At 70.0% G+C, this 16,258-nt stretch carries 10 protein-coding genes and 1 pseudogene; 5 read left to right on the top strand and 6 right to left on the bottom strand.

Features of this window, described 5'->3' with window-relative positions:
* Window positions 1-51: 51 nt before the first annotated feature.
* The 5 genes and pseudogenes from car to ACFVWY_RS29905 all read left to right on the top strand — a co-directional run.
* Window positions 52-3,495 (top strand): carboxylic acid reductase, encoded by a 3,444-nt coding sequence (gene car, locus ACFVWY_RS29925; RefSeq protein WP_389877858.1) that lies wholly within the window; start codon window positions 52-54, stop codon window positions 3,493-3,495.
* A 757-nt stretch (window positions 3,496-4,252) separates the two neighbouring features.
* Complete coding sequence (locus ACFVWY_RS29920; RefSeq protein WP_389877857.1) at window positions 4,253-5,242, top strand: LysR family transcriptional regulator; 990 nt, start codon at window positions 4,253-4,255, stop codon at window positions 5,240-5,242.
* A gap of 461 nt (window positions 5,243-5,703) precedes the next feature.
* Window positions 5,704-6,093, top strand: coding sequence for a hypothetical protein (locus ACFVWY_RS29915; protein ID WP_389877855.1), 390 nt, complete (start codon window positions 5,704-5,706; stop codon window positions 6,091-6,093).
* 250 nt (window positions 6,094-6,343) lie between these two features.
* Window positions 6,344-7,204 (top strand): ACP S-malonyltransferase, encoded by an 861-nt coding sequence (locus ACFVWY_RS29910; protein ID WP_389877854.1) that lies wholly within the window; start codon window positions 6,344-6,346, stop codon window positions 7,202-7,204.
* Window positions 7,205-7,295: 91 nt separating this feature from the next.
* Window positions 7,296-7,709: pseudogene (locus ACFVWY_RS29905) on the top strand (transposase family protein); the annotation flags it as partial.
* A 486-nt stretch (window positions 7,710-8,195) separates the two neighbouring features.
* Here ACFVWY_RS29905 and ACFVWY_RS29900 read toward each other — a convergent pair.
* The 6 genes from ACFVWY_RS29900 to ACFVWY_RS29875 form a co-directional block, all read right to left on the bottom strand.
* A complete protein-coding gene (locus ACFVWY_RS29900; protein ID WP_389877853.1) occupies window positions 8,196-9,719 on the bottom strand; it encodes an aldehyde dehydrogenase family protein in 1,524 nt (507 codons plus the stop codon).
* Window positions 9,716-11,068, bottom strand: a complete 1,353-nt coding sequence (locus tag ACFVWY_RS29895) for a GAF domain-containing protein (RefSeq protein ID WP_389877851.1) — start codon at window positions 11,066-11,068, stop codon at window positions 9,716-9,718. The genes ACFVWY_RS29900 and ACFVWY_RS29895 overlap by 4 nt, the downstream gene beginning before the upstream one ends.
* A gap of 107 nt (window positions 11,069-11,175) precedes the next feature.
* Window positions 11,176-11,769, bottom strand: coding sequence for an N-acetylmuramoyl-L-alanine amidase (locus ACFVWY_RS29890; RefSeq protein ID WP_389877849.1), 594 nt, complete (start codon window positions 11,767-11,769; stop codon window positions 11,176-11,178).
* Between the two features lie 74 nt (window positions 11,770-11,843).
* Window positions 11,844-12,857: an acetamidase/formamidase family protein gene (locus ACFVWY_RS29885; protein ID WP_389877848.1), complete on the bottom strand. Its 1,014-nt coding sequence runs from the start codon at window positions 12,855-12,857 to the stop codon at window positions 11,844-11,846.
* Window positions 12,854-14,341, bottom strand: coding sequence for an APC family permease (locus ACFVWY_RS29880; RefSeq protein ID WP_389877846.1), 1,488 nt, complete (start codon window positions 14,339-14,341; stop codon window positions 12,854-12,856). The genes ACFVWY_RS29885 and ACFVWY_RS29880 overlap by 4 nt, the downstream gene beginning before the upstream one ends.
* A 429-nt stretch (window positions 14,342-14,770) precedes the next feature.
* Window positions 14,771-16,120 (bottom strand): esterase-like activity of phytase family protein, encoded by a 1,350-nt coding sequence (locus tag ACFVWY_RS29875; protein ID WP_389877845.1) that lies wholly within the window; start codon window positions 16,118-16,120, stop codon window positions 14,771-14,773.
* Window positions 16,121-16,258: the final 138 nt, after the last annotated feature.

Below are 16,258 nucleotides of genomic sequence, written 5' to 3'. Positions count from 1 at the left end.
CGCTCGCATATGACCCGGCGACCTCGCCGTAACGCCAAGGGAGAGCTGTTCATGGCAGAACCACAGGACGCGAGCACCGCGGCCGCATCCGAGCCGGGCCGGGGACTCGCCGAGGTTCTGGCGTCCGTGGACCTGGGCGAGGCGCTCGCTGAGGTCATGGCGGCCATCTTCGAGAACCACGGGGACCTCCCGGCCCTCGGCGAACGCGCCGCGGACCCGGCGACCGGACAGCTGCTGCCGCTCTTCGACACCCTCACCTACCGCGAACTGTGGGCGCGGGTCCGCGCCGTCGCGAGCCGGTGGCACCACGACCCGGAGTACCCGCTGCGGCCGGGCGACCGTATCTGCACCCTGGGTTTCACCGGTGTCGACTACGCGACCCTCGACCTGGCCTGTATCCATGCCGGTGTGGTACCCGTCCCCCTCCAGTCCAGCGCGCCGCTGTCGCAGCTCGGGCCGATCATTGCGGAGACCGAACCGCGTGTCCTCGCCGTCAGCGCCGAGTATCTGGAGGTCGCGGTCCTGGCCGTCCTGGCGGCGCCCTCCGTCCAGCGGCTGACCGTGTTCGATCAGCGCCCCGGACCCGAGGGGCGGGACGCGCTGGAGGCCGCCCGACGGCGCCTCGCCGAGGCCGGCCGGCCGGTGGCTGTGGACACCCTGGCCGAGGTGATCGACCGCGGACGCCGACTGCCGCCCGCGCCCCTGTTCACCGCCGCCCCCGGCGAGGACCCGCTGTCCCTGCTCATCTACACCTCCGGCAGCACTGGCGCCCCCAAGGGCGCCATGTACACCCAACGGCTGGTCGGCACCGCCTGGTACGGGTTCAGCTACGGGGCTGCGGACACGCCTCCGGTCAGCGTGCTCTATATGCCGCACAGCCATCTGGCCGGCCGCTACGCGCTGATGGGCTCCCTGGTCAAGGGCGGTGTCGGCTACTTCACCGCGCGCAGCGACCTGTCCACGCTGTTCGAGGACATCACGCTGGTGCGTCCCACCGAGTTGACCGCGGTCCCCCGGATCTGCGACATGCTGTTCGAGCGGTACCGCGCCGAACTGGACCGGCGGGCCGGGGAGCCCGGCGATGTCGAGGCGGCGGTCAGAAAGGACCTCCGGGAGAATTTCCTCGGCGGCCGGGTCGCCAAGGCGTTCGTCGGGACTGCCCCCGTCTCGGGCGAGATCGCGTCTTTCGTCGAGTCCTGTCTCGGCGTCCACCTGTACACCGGCTACGGCTCCACGGAGGCAGGCGGAGTCCTCCTGGACACGGTGGTGCAGCGCCCGCCCGTCATCGACTACAAGCTCGCGGACGTTCCCGAACTCGGCTACTACAGCACCGACCTGCCGTATCCGCGAGGCGAACTGCTGCTCAAGTCCAAGACACTCATTCCTGGTTACTACAAGCGCCCCGAGCTGACCGCCTCGATCTTCGACGAGGACGGCTACTACCGGACCGGCGACGTCTTCGCCGAGACCGGGCCCGACCGGCTGATCTACGTCGATCGCACCAAGGACACCCTGAAGCTGTCCCAGGGGGAGTTCGTGGCCGTCTCCCGCCTGGAGGCGGTCTTCGTGGGAGGCCCGCTGATCCGGCAGATCTATGTGTACGGCAACAGTGAGCGTGCCTATCTGCTCGCGGTGGTGGTACCCACCGCGGACGCGCTGGCCGGGTGCGGAGGCGACCTCGCGTCCCTCAAGTCGCTGCTCGCGGAATCGCTCCGGCGGACCGCCAGGGAGGCCGGCCTCGACTCGTACGAGATCCCCAGGGACTTCCTGATCGAGGCCGAGCCCTTCAGCATCGAGAACGGTCTTTACACTGAGAGTCACAAACTGCCGCGCGTCCGGCTCAAGGAACGCTACGGTGCCACTCTCGAACGTCTGTATGACGAGCTGGCCGAGGGGTACGCCGAGCAGTTGCGCGAGGTACGGCGGTGCGGGCCGGACCGGCCGGTGGCGGAGACCGTCAGCCGGGCCGTCCAGGCGCTGCTGGGCTGCGCGGACGCCGAGCCGAGCGCCGACACCCACTTCACCGACCTGGGCGGAGACTCGCTGTCCGCGCTCTCTTTCTCCCGGTTGCTGGAGGAGATCTTCCAGGTGGAGGTTCCAGTCGGGGTGATCATCAGCCCGGCCCACGATCTGAGACGGGTCGCCGGATACATCGAGGCGCGGCGCCGCGCCCGCGCTGGGTGCCCCACGTTCGCCACCGTGCACGGCGAGCACAGCACCGAGGTCCGCGCCGCCGACCTCACCCTGGAGAAGTTCATCGACGCCGCCACACTGGCCGGGGCGGCGGAACTGCCGCGTTCCGACGGCCCCCCGAGGACCGTAATGCTGACCGGAGCCACCGGCTACCTCGGCCGGTTCCTGTGCCTGGAGTGGCTGGGCCGGCTGGCGCCCGCGGGCGGCAGGCTCGTCTGTGTCGTGCGCGGCGGCGACCCGGCCGCCGCCCGACGCAGGCTGGAGGAGAGCTTCGGCGGCGGTGACACCGAACTGTCCCGGCGCTTCCGCGACCTGGCCGAGGGAACCCTGGACGTCCTCGCGGGGGATGTCGGTGAGCCGCTGCTGGGACTGGAGGAGAACACCTGGCGCACCCTGGCCGAGACCGTGGACCTGGTCGTCCATTCGGCCGCCCTGGTGAACCATCTGCTGCCCTACAGCCAGTTGTTCGGCCCGAATGTGGCCGGCACGGCCGAGGTGATCCGGTTCGCCCTCACCGCACGGCTGAAGCCCGTCTCCTATGTGTCGACCGTCGCCGTGGGCTTCGGGACCGCAGGCGGTTCCCTGGACGAGGACGCCGACATCCGGGACATCAGGCCGGTACGGCACCTCGACGAGAGCTACGCGGGCGGCTACGCCTCCAGCAAGTGGGCCGGTGAGGTCCTGCTCCGGGAGGCGTACGACCTGTGCGGTCTGCCGGTCGCCGTCTTCCGGTCCGACAACATCCTCGCGCACAGCACACACCCCGGGCAGCTCAATGTGTCCGACACCTTCACCCGTCTGCTGCTGAGCCTGCTTGCCACCGGTGTCGCGCCGGGCTCGTTCTACGGCGACGGCGGCGGCGCACGCGCGCACTACGGCGGACTGCCCGTCGACTTCACCGCGGAGGCCGTCACCGTGCTGGGCGCGCTGGCCACTTACGGCTACCGGATCTTCAACGTGGTCAACCCGCACGACGACGGTGTCTCGCTGGACACCTGTGTCGAATGGCTGATCGAGGCCGGCCATCCGGTCCAGCGGATCGACGACCACGCCCAGTGGCTCACCCGCTGCACGGTCGCGCTCCGGGCCCTGCCGGAACGTCAGCGCCGGCACTCGCTGCTCCCGTTGCTGCACGCCTTCGCCGAGCCGGAGACGCCGCCGGGCGGTTCAGCACTCCCCGCCGAGCGGTTCCGCGCCGCCGTACGCGCCGAAAAGGTCGGCTCCGACGGGGACATCCCCCATCTGTCGGCCGCCCTGATCCGGAAGTACGTCACGGATCTACGGCTGCACGGCCTGCTCTGAGAACTTCCATGCGGCCCGGCGGGGGTCCGGGCCGCACGGAAGCGGTGTCCGCTGCTCGGAGCCACTCGGTCCCGTGGTCCGTGGCGGTGGTGTCACCTGCGGCCACGATGACCGTCTGCGCCGGATGGGCGAGCGGGTGGCCCGCCCCGGACAAGACGCCGAGCGCGGCGGCCGTCCCCAGCGGCGAGAGGCACAGGGCGGTTCTGGCGGCGGCGAGGAGATAGCTGACAGGCCCGGGGACTTCCAGGCGGTCGAAAGCCCCGGGAGCCGATTGCCCTTGAGTCCCTCGCAGGAAGAATATGACTGGACGTGAAGTCCGAAAAGGTGCACGCATCTTTTGAGGGTGCCTCGTTAGGGTGATCCACAGAGATTCGGGATGTGGCCGGTCGTGCCGACTTCTGCCGTCGCCGGGGCCGAGCCAGCCGTGAGACGTGCCGATGCTGAGCTAGAGGGGGTGCGGTGTGCCGCCGTCGATGGAGGCGTTGGAGGCCAGGCGGGCTGAGGCGCAGGCGGGGCCGAGCGGCTGCGTGAGCAGATCGCTGGTCTGTCGGAGGAGTTGCCGCGTGCGGAGAAGCAGCTGACGCGGCTGCAGATCGCGCGGGAGACGATGGAAGAGGTGCCTGCACCAGCAGCAGGAGTTCATCCGCAATCACCAGACGCGTTGACGCGGCCAGACCATACCCACCGACTGATCGACAGCACCCCAAGAAGATCTGCACCCAAGTTCGAGTGTTACCCTCCAGGAGGTTTTCGCCGGATGCGTGCTACGACCGATCAGCTGGGATTCAGTCTCACCCAACTCCAGTACTTCGTGGTCTCCGCCGAACTCGGCAACATATCCGAGGCCGCGGAGAGGCTCTGTACCTCGCAGTCGACGGTGTCGTCGGCCGTACGCCGCCTCGAACGCCATCTCGGCGTCCAGTTACTGCTTCGCCACCATGCCCGGGGGGTGAGCCTCACCCCCAGCGGGCGCCACCTCTTGCACGAAGCCCATTTACTGCTGAGGCAGGCCAGAAGCCTCAAGGCACAGAGCGACTCCCTGGCGAGCGATATCACGGGTCCTCTCGATGTCGGCTTCTTCTATCCGATCGCCCCGTTCCTCCGGCCGCTGGTCTGCCGGCTGATCGAAAAACGCCATGGGGTGCTCCAGTTGAACGTGCACGAGGAATCCGCCGAGGAAATCCTGAAATTCCTGCGGGCTGGCCGATGCGAGATGATCGTGACCTACGACTTCCTGGCGGAGGAATCCGTTTTCCACCCGCTCGTCGAGCTACAGGTCCACGCCCTCGTGGCCGAAGACGCTCCCGGGGCCGATGACGGTCGGGTCTCACTGGGTGAACTGGTCGCCCAGCCCCTTGTCACCCTGGACTCCCCACCGCTCCTCCGGCACTTCGAGAAGCTGTGCGTCGACGCGGGCGTCGCGATGCCCCCGGTGATCAGGACGACGACGCAGGAGACCATGCGTGGGCTCGTGGCCGCCGGCTTCGGATTCGCACTGATGTACCAACGCGCCTCGCCAGTCACCACGTTCGACGGCCGAAGGGTCCGCGCGGTCGACATCGTCGACGACCTGGCCTCGTCGTCCCTCGGTGTGGGCATCATGCCCGGATCCGTCATGAGCGGTCGCGCCAAGGCATTCCTCAGCGTGCTGCGCTCGGTGATCTCGGTCAGTTACGACGTGACCCCGCAGCCGGGCCCGGACGACACACCCGCATCCCTGTGGACACGGTGGGCGGTGGACCAATGAGCGGCGTCCCGGCGAGCCACAGGCTCATGGTGGAACATCCGTGGGTCCGGCGCTTACGGCCCCGCGACACGTCCGTGCTCGTCGCCGCGGTCAGCGACGAGGCCACCCTCCGCGAGGCCCGGCTCCAGATCGGCGTCGGCGCCGTCGGCCGGGCGGTGGAGACCGCCCGGCCGACGGACGCGACCGCCCCGGCCCGGTCCGCGGGACCGTCCAGGATCCCCGACGATCTGACCGCCCGCTGCGCTGAGGCGCTCGCGCTCCACTTCCTCCGATCCCTGGCGGGATTCCGACCGACGGCCTTCCGGACGTCATCGGCCAGTCCGTCCGCGAGTGCATCCGGCAGAACCTGCCCGTGGGTCTCTCGACCCTGTGGGCCTGGGGGCCGAAGGCCAGCGGAGACCCCCTGCTGCTCCGGCGGTCGCGCCGCGCCGCGGCGCCCCGGGCGTCCTGGGCACGCGGGGGTGCACATCGCGACGGGCCTTCCGGGGGAGGGGACCGAGGGATTCCGGACCAGTCACCGCCAGGCCGGCGAGACGGCCGAGCTGATCCGCGCGGTCGGTCCCGGCGCCGTCGTCCGGTCGTCGCCGTACAACTACGCCGATCTGGGGCTGGTCATTCTGCTGAGATCGCGGCGGGATCGCAGCGCCGCGTTCGGCCACCGTGAACTCGGACCGCTGGCCGACGACGGGATGTCCGAACTGAGGGTCACCGTCAAGTGCTACCTGGACACGGAACGCAGTATGTCCGCCGTCGGCCGGCTGCACATCGCCAAGAGTCGCGTCGCCTACCGGATACGGAAGGCGGAACACCTCCTGGGCCGGCCGGTCAAGGATAACTGCCTGCGGTTGTAGAGCGCGCTACTGCTGTTCGACGTACTCGGCCCCGCCGCCCTCGCCACCACCGCGGACAGCGGGCCCCGGGCACGGCCGTACGCCGTCGCCGCACCGGCATCGGGGACGTGAGACCGAGGACGCCTCGGAGATCCGGTGGAGACCACCCTTGTCGCCACCAGGAAACGATGTTTCCGAAAGACCGATCGGGTTTTTCGGCCGATGTGCCGCCGTGACGGGTAGTTCGGCGGATTCTGTTCTGGGAGATGCCATGCCATTTGCAGTTCTCTTCCCCGGGCAGGGGGCGCAGTCCCGGGGAATGGGCGGGGATTTATTCGACCGCTATCCCGGACTCACGGAGTTCGCCCGCGACCTCCTGGGATACGACCTCGTCGCGCTCTGCCGGGACGACCCGGACAACGTCCTCTCGCGGACGGAGTACACCCAGCCCGCGCTCTTCGTCGTCAACGCCCTGCACTCTTTCGAGAGGGAGCGCCGGGAGGAGCGCCGGGCCGACTGCTACCTCGGGCATAGCCTCGGCGAGTACAACGCCCTGCTGGCCGCCGGAGCCTTCGACTTCGAGACCGGTCTGCGACTGGTCAAAAGGCGCGGTGAACTCATGGCGGCGGCCTCCGGCGGCGGTATGACGGCCGTACTGGACCTACCCGTGGAGAAGCTTCTCGACGTCTTCCGGCAGGACGGGGTCGAGGCGGTGGACCTGGCCGGCCTCAACACCGACACCCAGACCGTCATCGCGGGCCCCGCCGAGGCACTGCGCACCGCACACGCGGCGCTGGCACGCCGAGGGGTGCGCTTCGTCCCCCTGCGGGTCGGCGGGCCGTTCCACTCGCGGTACATGGACCCGGCCCGTATCGAATTCGAGAAGTATCTGAAGACCTTTGCGTTCGGGGAACTCCGCACACCGGTGATCGCCAACGCCACCGGACTCCCGTACCGGGAGAGCGAAATCGTCCGGACGCTCTGCGATCAGCTTGTGCAGCCGGTCCGTTGGTCCGACAGCGTGCGCTTTCTGCTGGACGGCGGTTCCCCGCTGGAATGCGAGGAAATAGGCGGGCGGTCCCTGCTGAAAATGGTGTGTCAGATCAGTGAGGGTGTCCCAACCTGTCGGTGAGGTCTGGTAGGTGGCCGGTGCTGCACTATGAAGAAGCTCCTGGTAGACGGTGTCTCGACCAAGATCCGCCGTGTCCCGCCAGGAGCTTCGCTTGCTTGTCTATCCGTCGGCGATCGATCTGTCCACTCGCACTCTGCGGTATCTTGCCGGGCAACTCGACTCCCGTAGGCGGGAGATCGGCACGCGGTGGAGGCGGCTGACCGCGGGCCGTCAGAACCTGCTCGCCCTGGCGCACCTGCGGTGTGGTGACACCTACGCCCAGCTCGCGGCCGGGTTCGGCATCGGGCTCGCTACCGTCTGCCGCTGCGTCCGCGAAGCGATCGACTTCCTGGCCGTGCTCGCGCCGAGGCTCGACGAAGCGATGGCGACGGCCCGCACGAAGGCGTACGTGATCCTCGGCGGCACCGTGCTGCCGATCGACCGGATCGCCGCCGACCGGCCCTACTGCTCCGGCAAGAAGCGGCATCACGGCATGAACGTCCAGGTGCTGACCGATCCGTTCGGCCTCTTCCGGAACCAGGTCGGCAACCACGTGGACGCTGCCGCCTATGGCATCACGTGGGCGCGGGCCCGGGAGCATGCCCTGACTCGTACTGAGCGCACTTCTGGCCTGGCCAAGCGACCGTACGATCTCCGACACGCCGGGATCTCGTTCTGGCTCTACTCCGGAGTGGACCCAGCTGAATGTGCCCGCCGTGCAGGCCAGAGCATCGAGGTTCCGCCACTACGCCAAGTTCCTCGACGGCCTGCGAGAGCAGGCGAACCGCCTCATCGAGCAGTCCATGAACGAGTGGCGGCACGTCAGCCAAGGTGAAGCGCTCAAGGGCTGAAGAGGGGATGTGGTCCGTGACTGGTCCGGAAGCACTGGTCAGGAGGGGGGTGGCTGTGGGATGAATTGGGAGTTGGCGTGCAAGCCGGGCTCGGTCGAGAGTGGGCTCAGCCAAAGGCGCCTGACGGGAGAAACCCAGGCCAGGCGCCTTTTTCCGTGCGTCTAGAAGAAGCCCAGCTTCTTCGGCGAGTACGACACGAGGAGGTTCTTCGTCTGCTGGTAGTGCTCCAGCATCATCCGGTGGTTCTCGCGGCCGATACCGGACTGCTTGTAGCCGCCGAAGGCCGCGTGTGCCGGGTACGCGTGGTAGCAGTTGGTCCAGACCCGGCCCGCCTGGATGGCCCGGCCCGCCCGGTACGCGGTGTTGGTGTCCCGGGTCCAGACACCGGCGCCCAGGCCGTACAGGGTGTCGTTGGCGGTCCTGATCGCGTCGTCGAAGTCGGAGAAGGAGGTGACCGCGACGACCGGTCCGAAGATCTCCTCCTGGAAGACTCGCATCCGGTTGTCCCCCTCGAAGATGGTGGGCTGGACGTAGTAGCCGCCCGCCAGATCGCCGTCGTACTCGATCCGTTCTCCGCCCGTGAGGATCTTCGCGCCCTCCTGCACACCGATGTCCAGGTACGAGAGGATCTTCTGGAGCTGGTCGTTGGAGGCCTGGGCGCCGACCATCGTGTCGGTGTCCAGCGGGTGCCCCAGTACGATCTTCTCGGTACGGGCGATGCCCGCCTCCAGGAACTCGCCGTACAGCCCGCGCTGGATCAGCGCGCGCGAGGGGCAGGTGCAGACCTCGCCCTGGTTGAGGGCGAACATGGTGAAGCCTTCGAGGGCCTTGTCGCGGAAGTCGTCGTCCGCGTTCCACACGTCGTCGAAGAAGATGTTGGGTGACTTGCCGCCGAGCTCCAGCGTCACCGGCTTGATGTTCTCGGAGGCGTACTGCATGATCAGCCGCCCCGTCGTCGTCTCGCCGGTGAAGGCGATCTTCGCGACGCGCGGGCTGGAGGCGAGGGGCTTGCCCGCCTCCGCGCCGAAGCCGTTCACGATGTTCACGACACCAGGCGGCAGCAGGTCGGCGACCAGCTTGAGCCATACGTGGATGGAGGCCGGAGTCTGCTCGGCCGGTTTCAGGACCACCGCGTTGCCCGCCGCGAGCGCCGGGGCCAGCTTCCACGTCGCCATCAGGATCGGGAAGTTCCACGGAATGATCTGCGCGACCACGCCGAGTGGCTCATGGAAGTGGTAGGCGACCGTGTCGGCGTCGAGCTCGCTGAGCGTGCCCTCCTGGGCCCGCAGCGCACCGGCGAAGTACCGGAAGTGGTCGATGGCCAGCGGAATGTCGGCCGCCAGCGTCTCCCGCACCGGCTTGCCGTTGTCCCAGCTCTCGGCGACCGCCAGCTCCTCCAGATGTGCCTCCATCCGGTCGGCGATCCGGTTGAGGAGCCCCGCGCGGTCGGCAGCCGAGGTGGCGCCCCAGGCGGGTGCCGCCGCGTGGGCCGCGTCCAGGGCCAGCTCGACGTCCTCGGCCGTCCCGCGCGCGATCTCGGTGAAGGGGCGGCCGTTGACCGGGCTCGGGTTCTCGAAGTACTGGCCCCGGACGGGCGCCACGTAGGCACCGCCGATCCAGTGGTCGTAGCGGGACTCGTACGAGACGAGTGCGCCCTCGTCGCCCGGCGCGGCGTAACGGGTCATCTCTGTGGCCTCCCGGATCCGGTGCCGCCCGCCGTTGGGCGGCCCTCTGGGGCGAGCGTAGGAGGCGGTACGTTGCAACCCCGTTGCGTCGGGTGGCAGCGTTGCTCGGCCTCCAGCGTGCGGGCCCTGGCGAGGAGGGCCGGGCGCTGGGCGGGAGCGGCGGCCGTGGCGAGCGCCCGCCAGACCGGGAGGTCGTTCTCGCCCCACGGGCTGTACGCCCAGTCGGCCAGCAGCCCCGGGTCGCCGCGCGCGATGAGCGCCGCCCGCAGCTGGTCCTCGATGCGGCGCCTCAGGCGGATGACGGACGGTGACTGCGAGGCGGGCAGCAAGGGCCCGGAGTAGGCGTTCATCGCGGCGGCCACCGCCCCCGACGCCAGCCTGCGCGCCACCGTGTCGAAGTCCGCGTCGACCGGAGCGGCCAGCCGGTACGGGCGGGAGAGCAGGAGTTCCGGACCCAGCAGCCGCCGCAAGCGGGAGAGTTCTGCGCGCAGGGTCACCGGGGGGACCGACTCGTTCTCGTACAGCTCCATGAGCAGTTCCTCGCCGCCGAGGCCCTCCGGGCGGCGGGAGAGCGTCACCAGGATCTCGCTGTGCCGACGGCTCAGCCGCACGTGCCGTTCGCCCGCCACCAGCAGCGCCTCGTCCCGGCCCAGCGCGCTCAGTCGCACGGTGACACCCGGCGGCGGCGCCGGGGTGAGCAGCGCGAGCTGGGTCTCCGCGGCGCGCGCCACCGCCTGCACGAACGCCAGGCTGTGCGGATGGGCGAGCCCGTCCCCTCCCGTGATGTCCACCGCCCCCAGGACCCGGCCCGTGTGCGGGTCGTGCAGGGGAGCCGCCGCGCACGTCCACCGCTGCACCGGGCGCAGGTAGTGCTCGGCGGCGAAGACCTGCACCGGGCGGTCCACGGCCAGTGCCGTACCCGGAGCGTTGGTCCCGGCCACCGACTCGGCCCAGCGGGCGCCCTCCACGAAGTTCATCCGGCCCGCGGCCCGCCGCGGCCCCGCGGGCCCCTCGACCCACAGCAGCCTGCCGTGCGCGTCGCACACCGCGAGCAGGTGTTCCCCGTCCGTCGCGTAGGCCACCGTCAGCTCGCGGATCAGCGGCATGACGGCGGCCAGCGGGTGCCCGTCCCGGTACGGGCCCAGGTCGTCCGGGTCCAGCTCGACCAGGGCCGTGCCGTCCGGACTGACCCGGGCTCGGGCCGAGCGCCGCCATGACTCGCCGACGACCGGCCGTACCGGTCGCTCCAGTCGGCCGGCCGTGGTGAACGTCTCGTGTGCGCGGCGCAGTTGGCCGATCCGTTCACCGGGGTCCGTACCGGCGGCCAGCGCCACCCAGGGATCCTTCAACTCACCCTCCGGTCCAGGGGCATCGTGCGTACCCCATCGTCACCACGGCGGGGCCGCCGCGACAACCGCCGCGCGCCGCGGGCACCGGTTCGGGTGACGCGACCGGGTCAGCCCGCCGAGTACAGGTTGACGAGCCGGATGTAGCGGACCCAGTCCCACTGGGGGCCGGGGTCGGTGTGGTCACTGCCCGGCACCTGCGCGTGGGCGAGGATGTGCGCGCGGTCCTTCGGGATGCTGTAGCGGTCGCACACCGAGGCGGTCAGCAGTGCCGACCGCTCGTACAGGGCGTTGGTGAAGTAGGAGGGCTGGTCCACCCAGCCCTCGTGCTCGATGCCGATGCTGCGCGTGTTGTAGTCCCAGTTCCCGGCGTGCCAGGCGATGTTCTTTTCCCGTACGCACTGACCGACATAGCCGTCCGACGAGCGCACCACATAGTGCGCGGAGACCTGCTTCGCCGGATTCTGGAAGATGCCGATCGTGTCCGCGTAGGTCTCCTGGGTGACATGGATGATCACGTATTGCACGGGATAGGCCGAAGGGCGGCTCGACACCGTGTAGTTGGAGGAGGACGCGGGCGTCCAGTGCGCGAGGGGGTAGTCCGTGTCGCCCGCCGTCGTGGCGGCGGCGGCCCGGGTGGAGGCGGGCAGCAGGGCGGCGGCCGCGGTGGCGGCGGCCCCCTGGAGGATCCTTCTGCGGTGCATGGAGAACTCCTGTGTGGGGGGAGGGAGGGAAGGGGCGGGGAAACAGGATTCGGGGTACGGGAACCGGACGGCGTTCAGCGGCCGAGGAGTGACGCGGTCTCCCTCAGATGGCGGTGGAGACCGCGGTGAGGGTCACCCGCGGGCAGCCACTCCTTGCGGATCTTCGCCACGCTGGTGTAGTTCGTGTCGCACACATTGGCCAGCGGCGCCTCACCCGCCTGGCTGATCAGCTGGTACGCGTCGAGTTCGGACAGGCCGTAGTCGCGGGACAGCCACTGGACCAGGTCCAGCTGGGAGATCCGGAAGGCGTCCTCCAGCGGACGGGCCGATCCCGTCGACATGAGGTGGGTGTCGGACTCGATGCGCGGCCACGGCGTACTGACCCCCTTCAGCAGCTCGACCAGCACCACCGTGTTCATCGCGCATTCCACGGCCACCCCGCAGGTCTCGCCCTCGCCCTGGCGGGCATGGCCGTCGCCCAGGCTCAGCAGCGCCCCCTCGACGTTGACCCCCAGGTAGCAGGTGACACCCGCCCGCATCTCGGGCGTGTCCATGTTCCCGCCGTGCGCGTCCGGCACCAGCGCGGACCGCACCTCCAGATTGGCCGGAGCCACCCCGATGGTGCCGTGCATCGGGTCCATCGGCAGCTCCACCTGGAAGTCGCTGTCCCGGGCGCTGAACAGGCAGGTGCGGCGCGCCCGGTCCAGCTGCCACATCCACACCACCTCCGGCAGCGGCGCCTGCAACGACGCGGTGGTGTGGGTGGAGGTGAGCGCGCCGAAGAGCGGCACGGTCGTCGACGCGGCCCAGTCCCTGGCCGGTTCGACCGAGACGAAATGCACCGCGACGGTGTCCCCGGGCTCCGCGCCCACCACATGGAACGGGCCGGTCTGCGGATTCAGGAACGGGAACGCGCAGACCTCGGAGACCAGATCCTTCTCGGAGCGCACCTGCCCGGCGAAGCAGTCCTCCGTGTACAGGTCGAGGAACGTGCCCGGCTCGATCCGGGCCACCGGCGCCGCTCCGCCGAAGGTCCAGGCGTACTCGCCCTCCTTGGGGCGGACGGTCAGGACACGGGGATCGCTCATCGCTGCTCTGCTCCTGTCGTTGTGTCCCCGGCCGGTGCCGGGTCGTCGTCGAGGTGGATCCGTCCGGTCTCCGCCACCCGGTCCGGATGCCGGCGCATCAGCACCACCAGTACAACGACCCCGGCCAGCATCCAGACACCCACGACCGGACCGGCGTACGACACGGGCGCGCTGAGCTCGGAGACGAAGTCGAAGGCCGGGATTCCGGCAGCCGTCAGCAGCGCGGGAATGAACGCCGCGATGCCCAGCACCGGGAAGAGGAGATGGAGTACGGGGTTGAAGGCGTCGCGGCACCGGCGCAGGAAGTATCCGGCGCACGCCAGGTTCACGACGATGTAGACACCGATGATCACGGTGACGATCACCGTCGCCAGCAGCGTGAACGCGGTCACCGGGTCGTAGGCGAATCCCAGTCCGAGCGTCGCGCCGACGGCGATCACGAACTGCGCTGCTACGCCCATGACGGGGGAGCGCCGCCGGGGGTGCAGCCTGGCGAAGCCCCGGGGGAACACTCCGATGCGGCCCAGCGCGAACGCGGTTCGGGTCGACACATTGGCACACGCGTTGGCGTTCGCCACGGTCGAGTTGACCACGGCGAGGAAGAGCAGCACCCAGAACAGCCCGAACGAGGCACGGGCCACGCCCTCCCACGAGGCCGCGCCCGAACCGCCGAACCCGGCGAACCGGTCGGGCCCGAAGTACACCGACATGGCGTACGTGGTCAGCACGTACACCAGGCCGATGGAGAGCGCCGCGCCGAGCACGGCCCGCCGCATCGTGCGCCTCGGGTTCTTCGTCTCCTCGGCGAGCGGCGCGGCGGCCTCGAACCCCGAGAAGGCGAGCACGGTGTAGACGGACCCGGCGAAGATGCCGCTTATCCCGTCGTACCCTTCGGCGGTGTGCGATGTGCCGAACACCGAGAGGGTGTTGCCGGATCCGGCCTGCCCGATGAGCAGAGCCGCGAAGACGACGAAGACGAGCACCTCGAAGATGCCGAGCACAGTGCCGAACCGGGCAGAGGCCCGTACGCCGAAGTATCCGGCGAGTGCGATGATCACCGCACCCAGCAGCGACCACGGCCACCACAGGTCCGCTGGGTAGGAGGACCACTCCTGGTGCAGGGTGCCCGCCGTGGTGAATCCGAGCTGGAGCAGCAGCAGCGCGGGCACCAGCGCCTCGACGAAGACGTAGCCCCAGCCGACGAGGAAGCCGATGGCCGGATGCAGCCCCTGCGCGGAGTAGGTGGCGACGGAACCGGCGGCTGGCAGTCGGCGGGCCAGTTCGGCGACGCACGACGCGGTGAACAGGCAGGCGACGAGGGCCACCACGACCGAGAGCGGCAGGCTGCCGCCCGCGAACGCGGCACCGGCGGGGATCGACGCGGCGATGGCGGCGGCGGGAGCCATCGCCGTGACGCTCTGGAAGAGGACCTCGCGCAGCCCGATGGCGTCGCGTAACAGCCCACTGCTCGATTCTCCCGACATCCCTGGCTCCTTCTGTGTCCGATGACCGGAAGGTGGTGTCCGATGTGCGGCCGTGCGTCTCGCGGGCCCTACCGTACGGGGCGCCGCACGGATCACGGAAGACTGCTGAGGGCGAAAGGGCCTTGGGCGGGCGAGGAGAACACCGGCATGTACGGCGATGTCGGCACGGGGCGGGCGGCGGGTGCGGTGAGGCCCGTTCCAGGAGGGGGCGGACCGCTAGATCCAGGCGGGGGAACCGCCAGGTTCCAGGCGGGGGGACAGCCGGGAATCAGGCGCGGGAACGGCCGGGTTCCCGGTGTGGGGACAGCCAGGAGTCAGATGCGGGGCAGCCGGGAATCAGGTGGTTGAAGCGAGGATCCCGGTCCCCGGCGGGACAGGCCGCCGGGGACCGGGACGGGGCGGCACCCACGGGCAGGCGCCGCGCTCCGGTCAGCCGCGCAGCGGGCGCGGCAGCTTCAGCTGCGTCACCGATGTCCTGATGCCGCTGTCGACCAGGCGCCCGTCGGCGTCGAACGCCTCAGGGCCGTCGGTCATCCCGAAGTCGTTGTCGTTGACGAGCGCGAGGGTGTTCCGGCCGGTGACCGCCACCCCCTCGATCTTCCCGGGCACGCCCGGCACCTTGCCCAGGTCGACGACCAGGCTCTTGCGGAGCAGTGGCACGCCCGAGGCAGCGGGGTCGGTGAGCTCCTCGTACGAGGGGGAGGTCGTCGGCCGGTCCCAGGCGGAGCCGAGGATGCCCCGGCCCTGCGGGAGCGTCACCCGGTGCAACCGGGCCGCCCGGTCCGTGCGTTCTTCGACCAGCAGGTCGTTGCCGCCGAGCGCGACGACCGAGGAGATCTTCAGCTCCGCGGTGTCGTCCTCGCCCGGGTCCACGACGCCCACCGGGTCGAAGCGGTAGGCGTACTCGGCGGTCACCGTGTGCTTCTTCGTGGAGAAGCGCAGCAGCCGCACATTGCGGGAGGACTCGCCCGCCTCCGGGCCGGGCAGCGAGAGCGGGCTCTGCACCGCGACCACCAGATCGCCGCCGGGCAGCAGGGCCAGACCCTCGAACCCGCGGTTGATCTTGCGGTGCAGCAGTACGCCGGGCAGCGCCTCGACCACCGGATAGTCCGCGCCGGTGAGACCGAGGCCCTGCGGTACGTAGCGGGCGAGCACCCGGCCGCGGGCCGAGACGTGCACCAGGGAGGGGCCGTACTCGTCGACGAGCCAGAAGCTGCCGTCGGAGGCGCGGACGATGCCCTCGGTGTCCAGGCCGCTGGGGTTGTACGGCAGCGGCGTCCGCGCGTCGTAGCTGTACGGGGCCTCGTCGCGGCCCGGCTGGTTGGACAGACCGGTCACCGGCGCGCCGGAACGGGTGGTGACCGGGATCGCGTCCATCACCCGCAGGTGCGTGCCGCTGACCCGCACCTTGACGATCGCCGGGTTGAATCCGGGCACGGGGAAGGTGCGCCGCTTCTTCCCGTCGATCTTGATCTGACCGTTCGGGCCCCGGTCGGTGACCGTCCAGAACTCGCCCCGGCGCTCCGCGGGATAGAGGTCGCTGCCGATCCCGCCGAGCTTCACCCCGCGGTCGTCCGGGACGGTCCCGGGCAGCAGGCCGTTGCTGAAGCCGCCCAGCGCAATGGCGCCCAGCACGGCCGTCCCGGTGACCCGCGCCGGACGCTCCGGGCGTTCGTGCCGGTCCGGCGCGCCGGTTGCCGTTCCGGCCACGCACACCGTCGCGAGCACGGCGAGCGGCAGGCCGGCAGCGAGGGAACGACGGACAACAGGCACGGACATGGAGCCTCCTGGGGCACGAGCGGGTCTGACGACCGTCAGGTTCCGTGCCCGTACTCAACGGAAGGTGACATCCGGTTGAACGTACGGGCAGAACGCGACGACAGGCGGGGGAGGGCGCTCCCCTTCTCGGGGAGGGGC

Source organism: Streptomyces sp. NPDC058195, from assembly GCF_042883525.1.
GTDB lineage: Bacteria > Actinomycetota > Actinomycetes > Streptomycetales > Streptomycetaceae > Streptomyces.
Note: the sequence above shows the minus strand (reverse complement) of the source record. Positions and strands in the feature narration are given on the sequence as shown.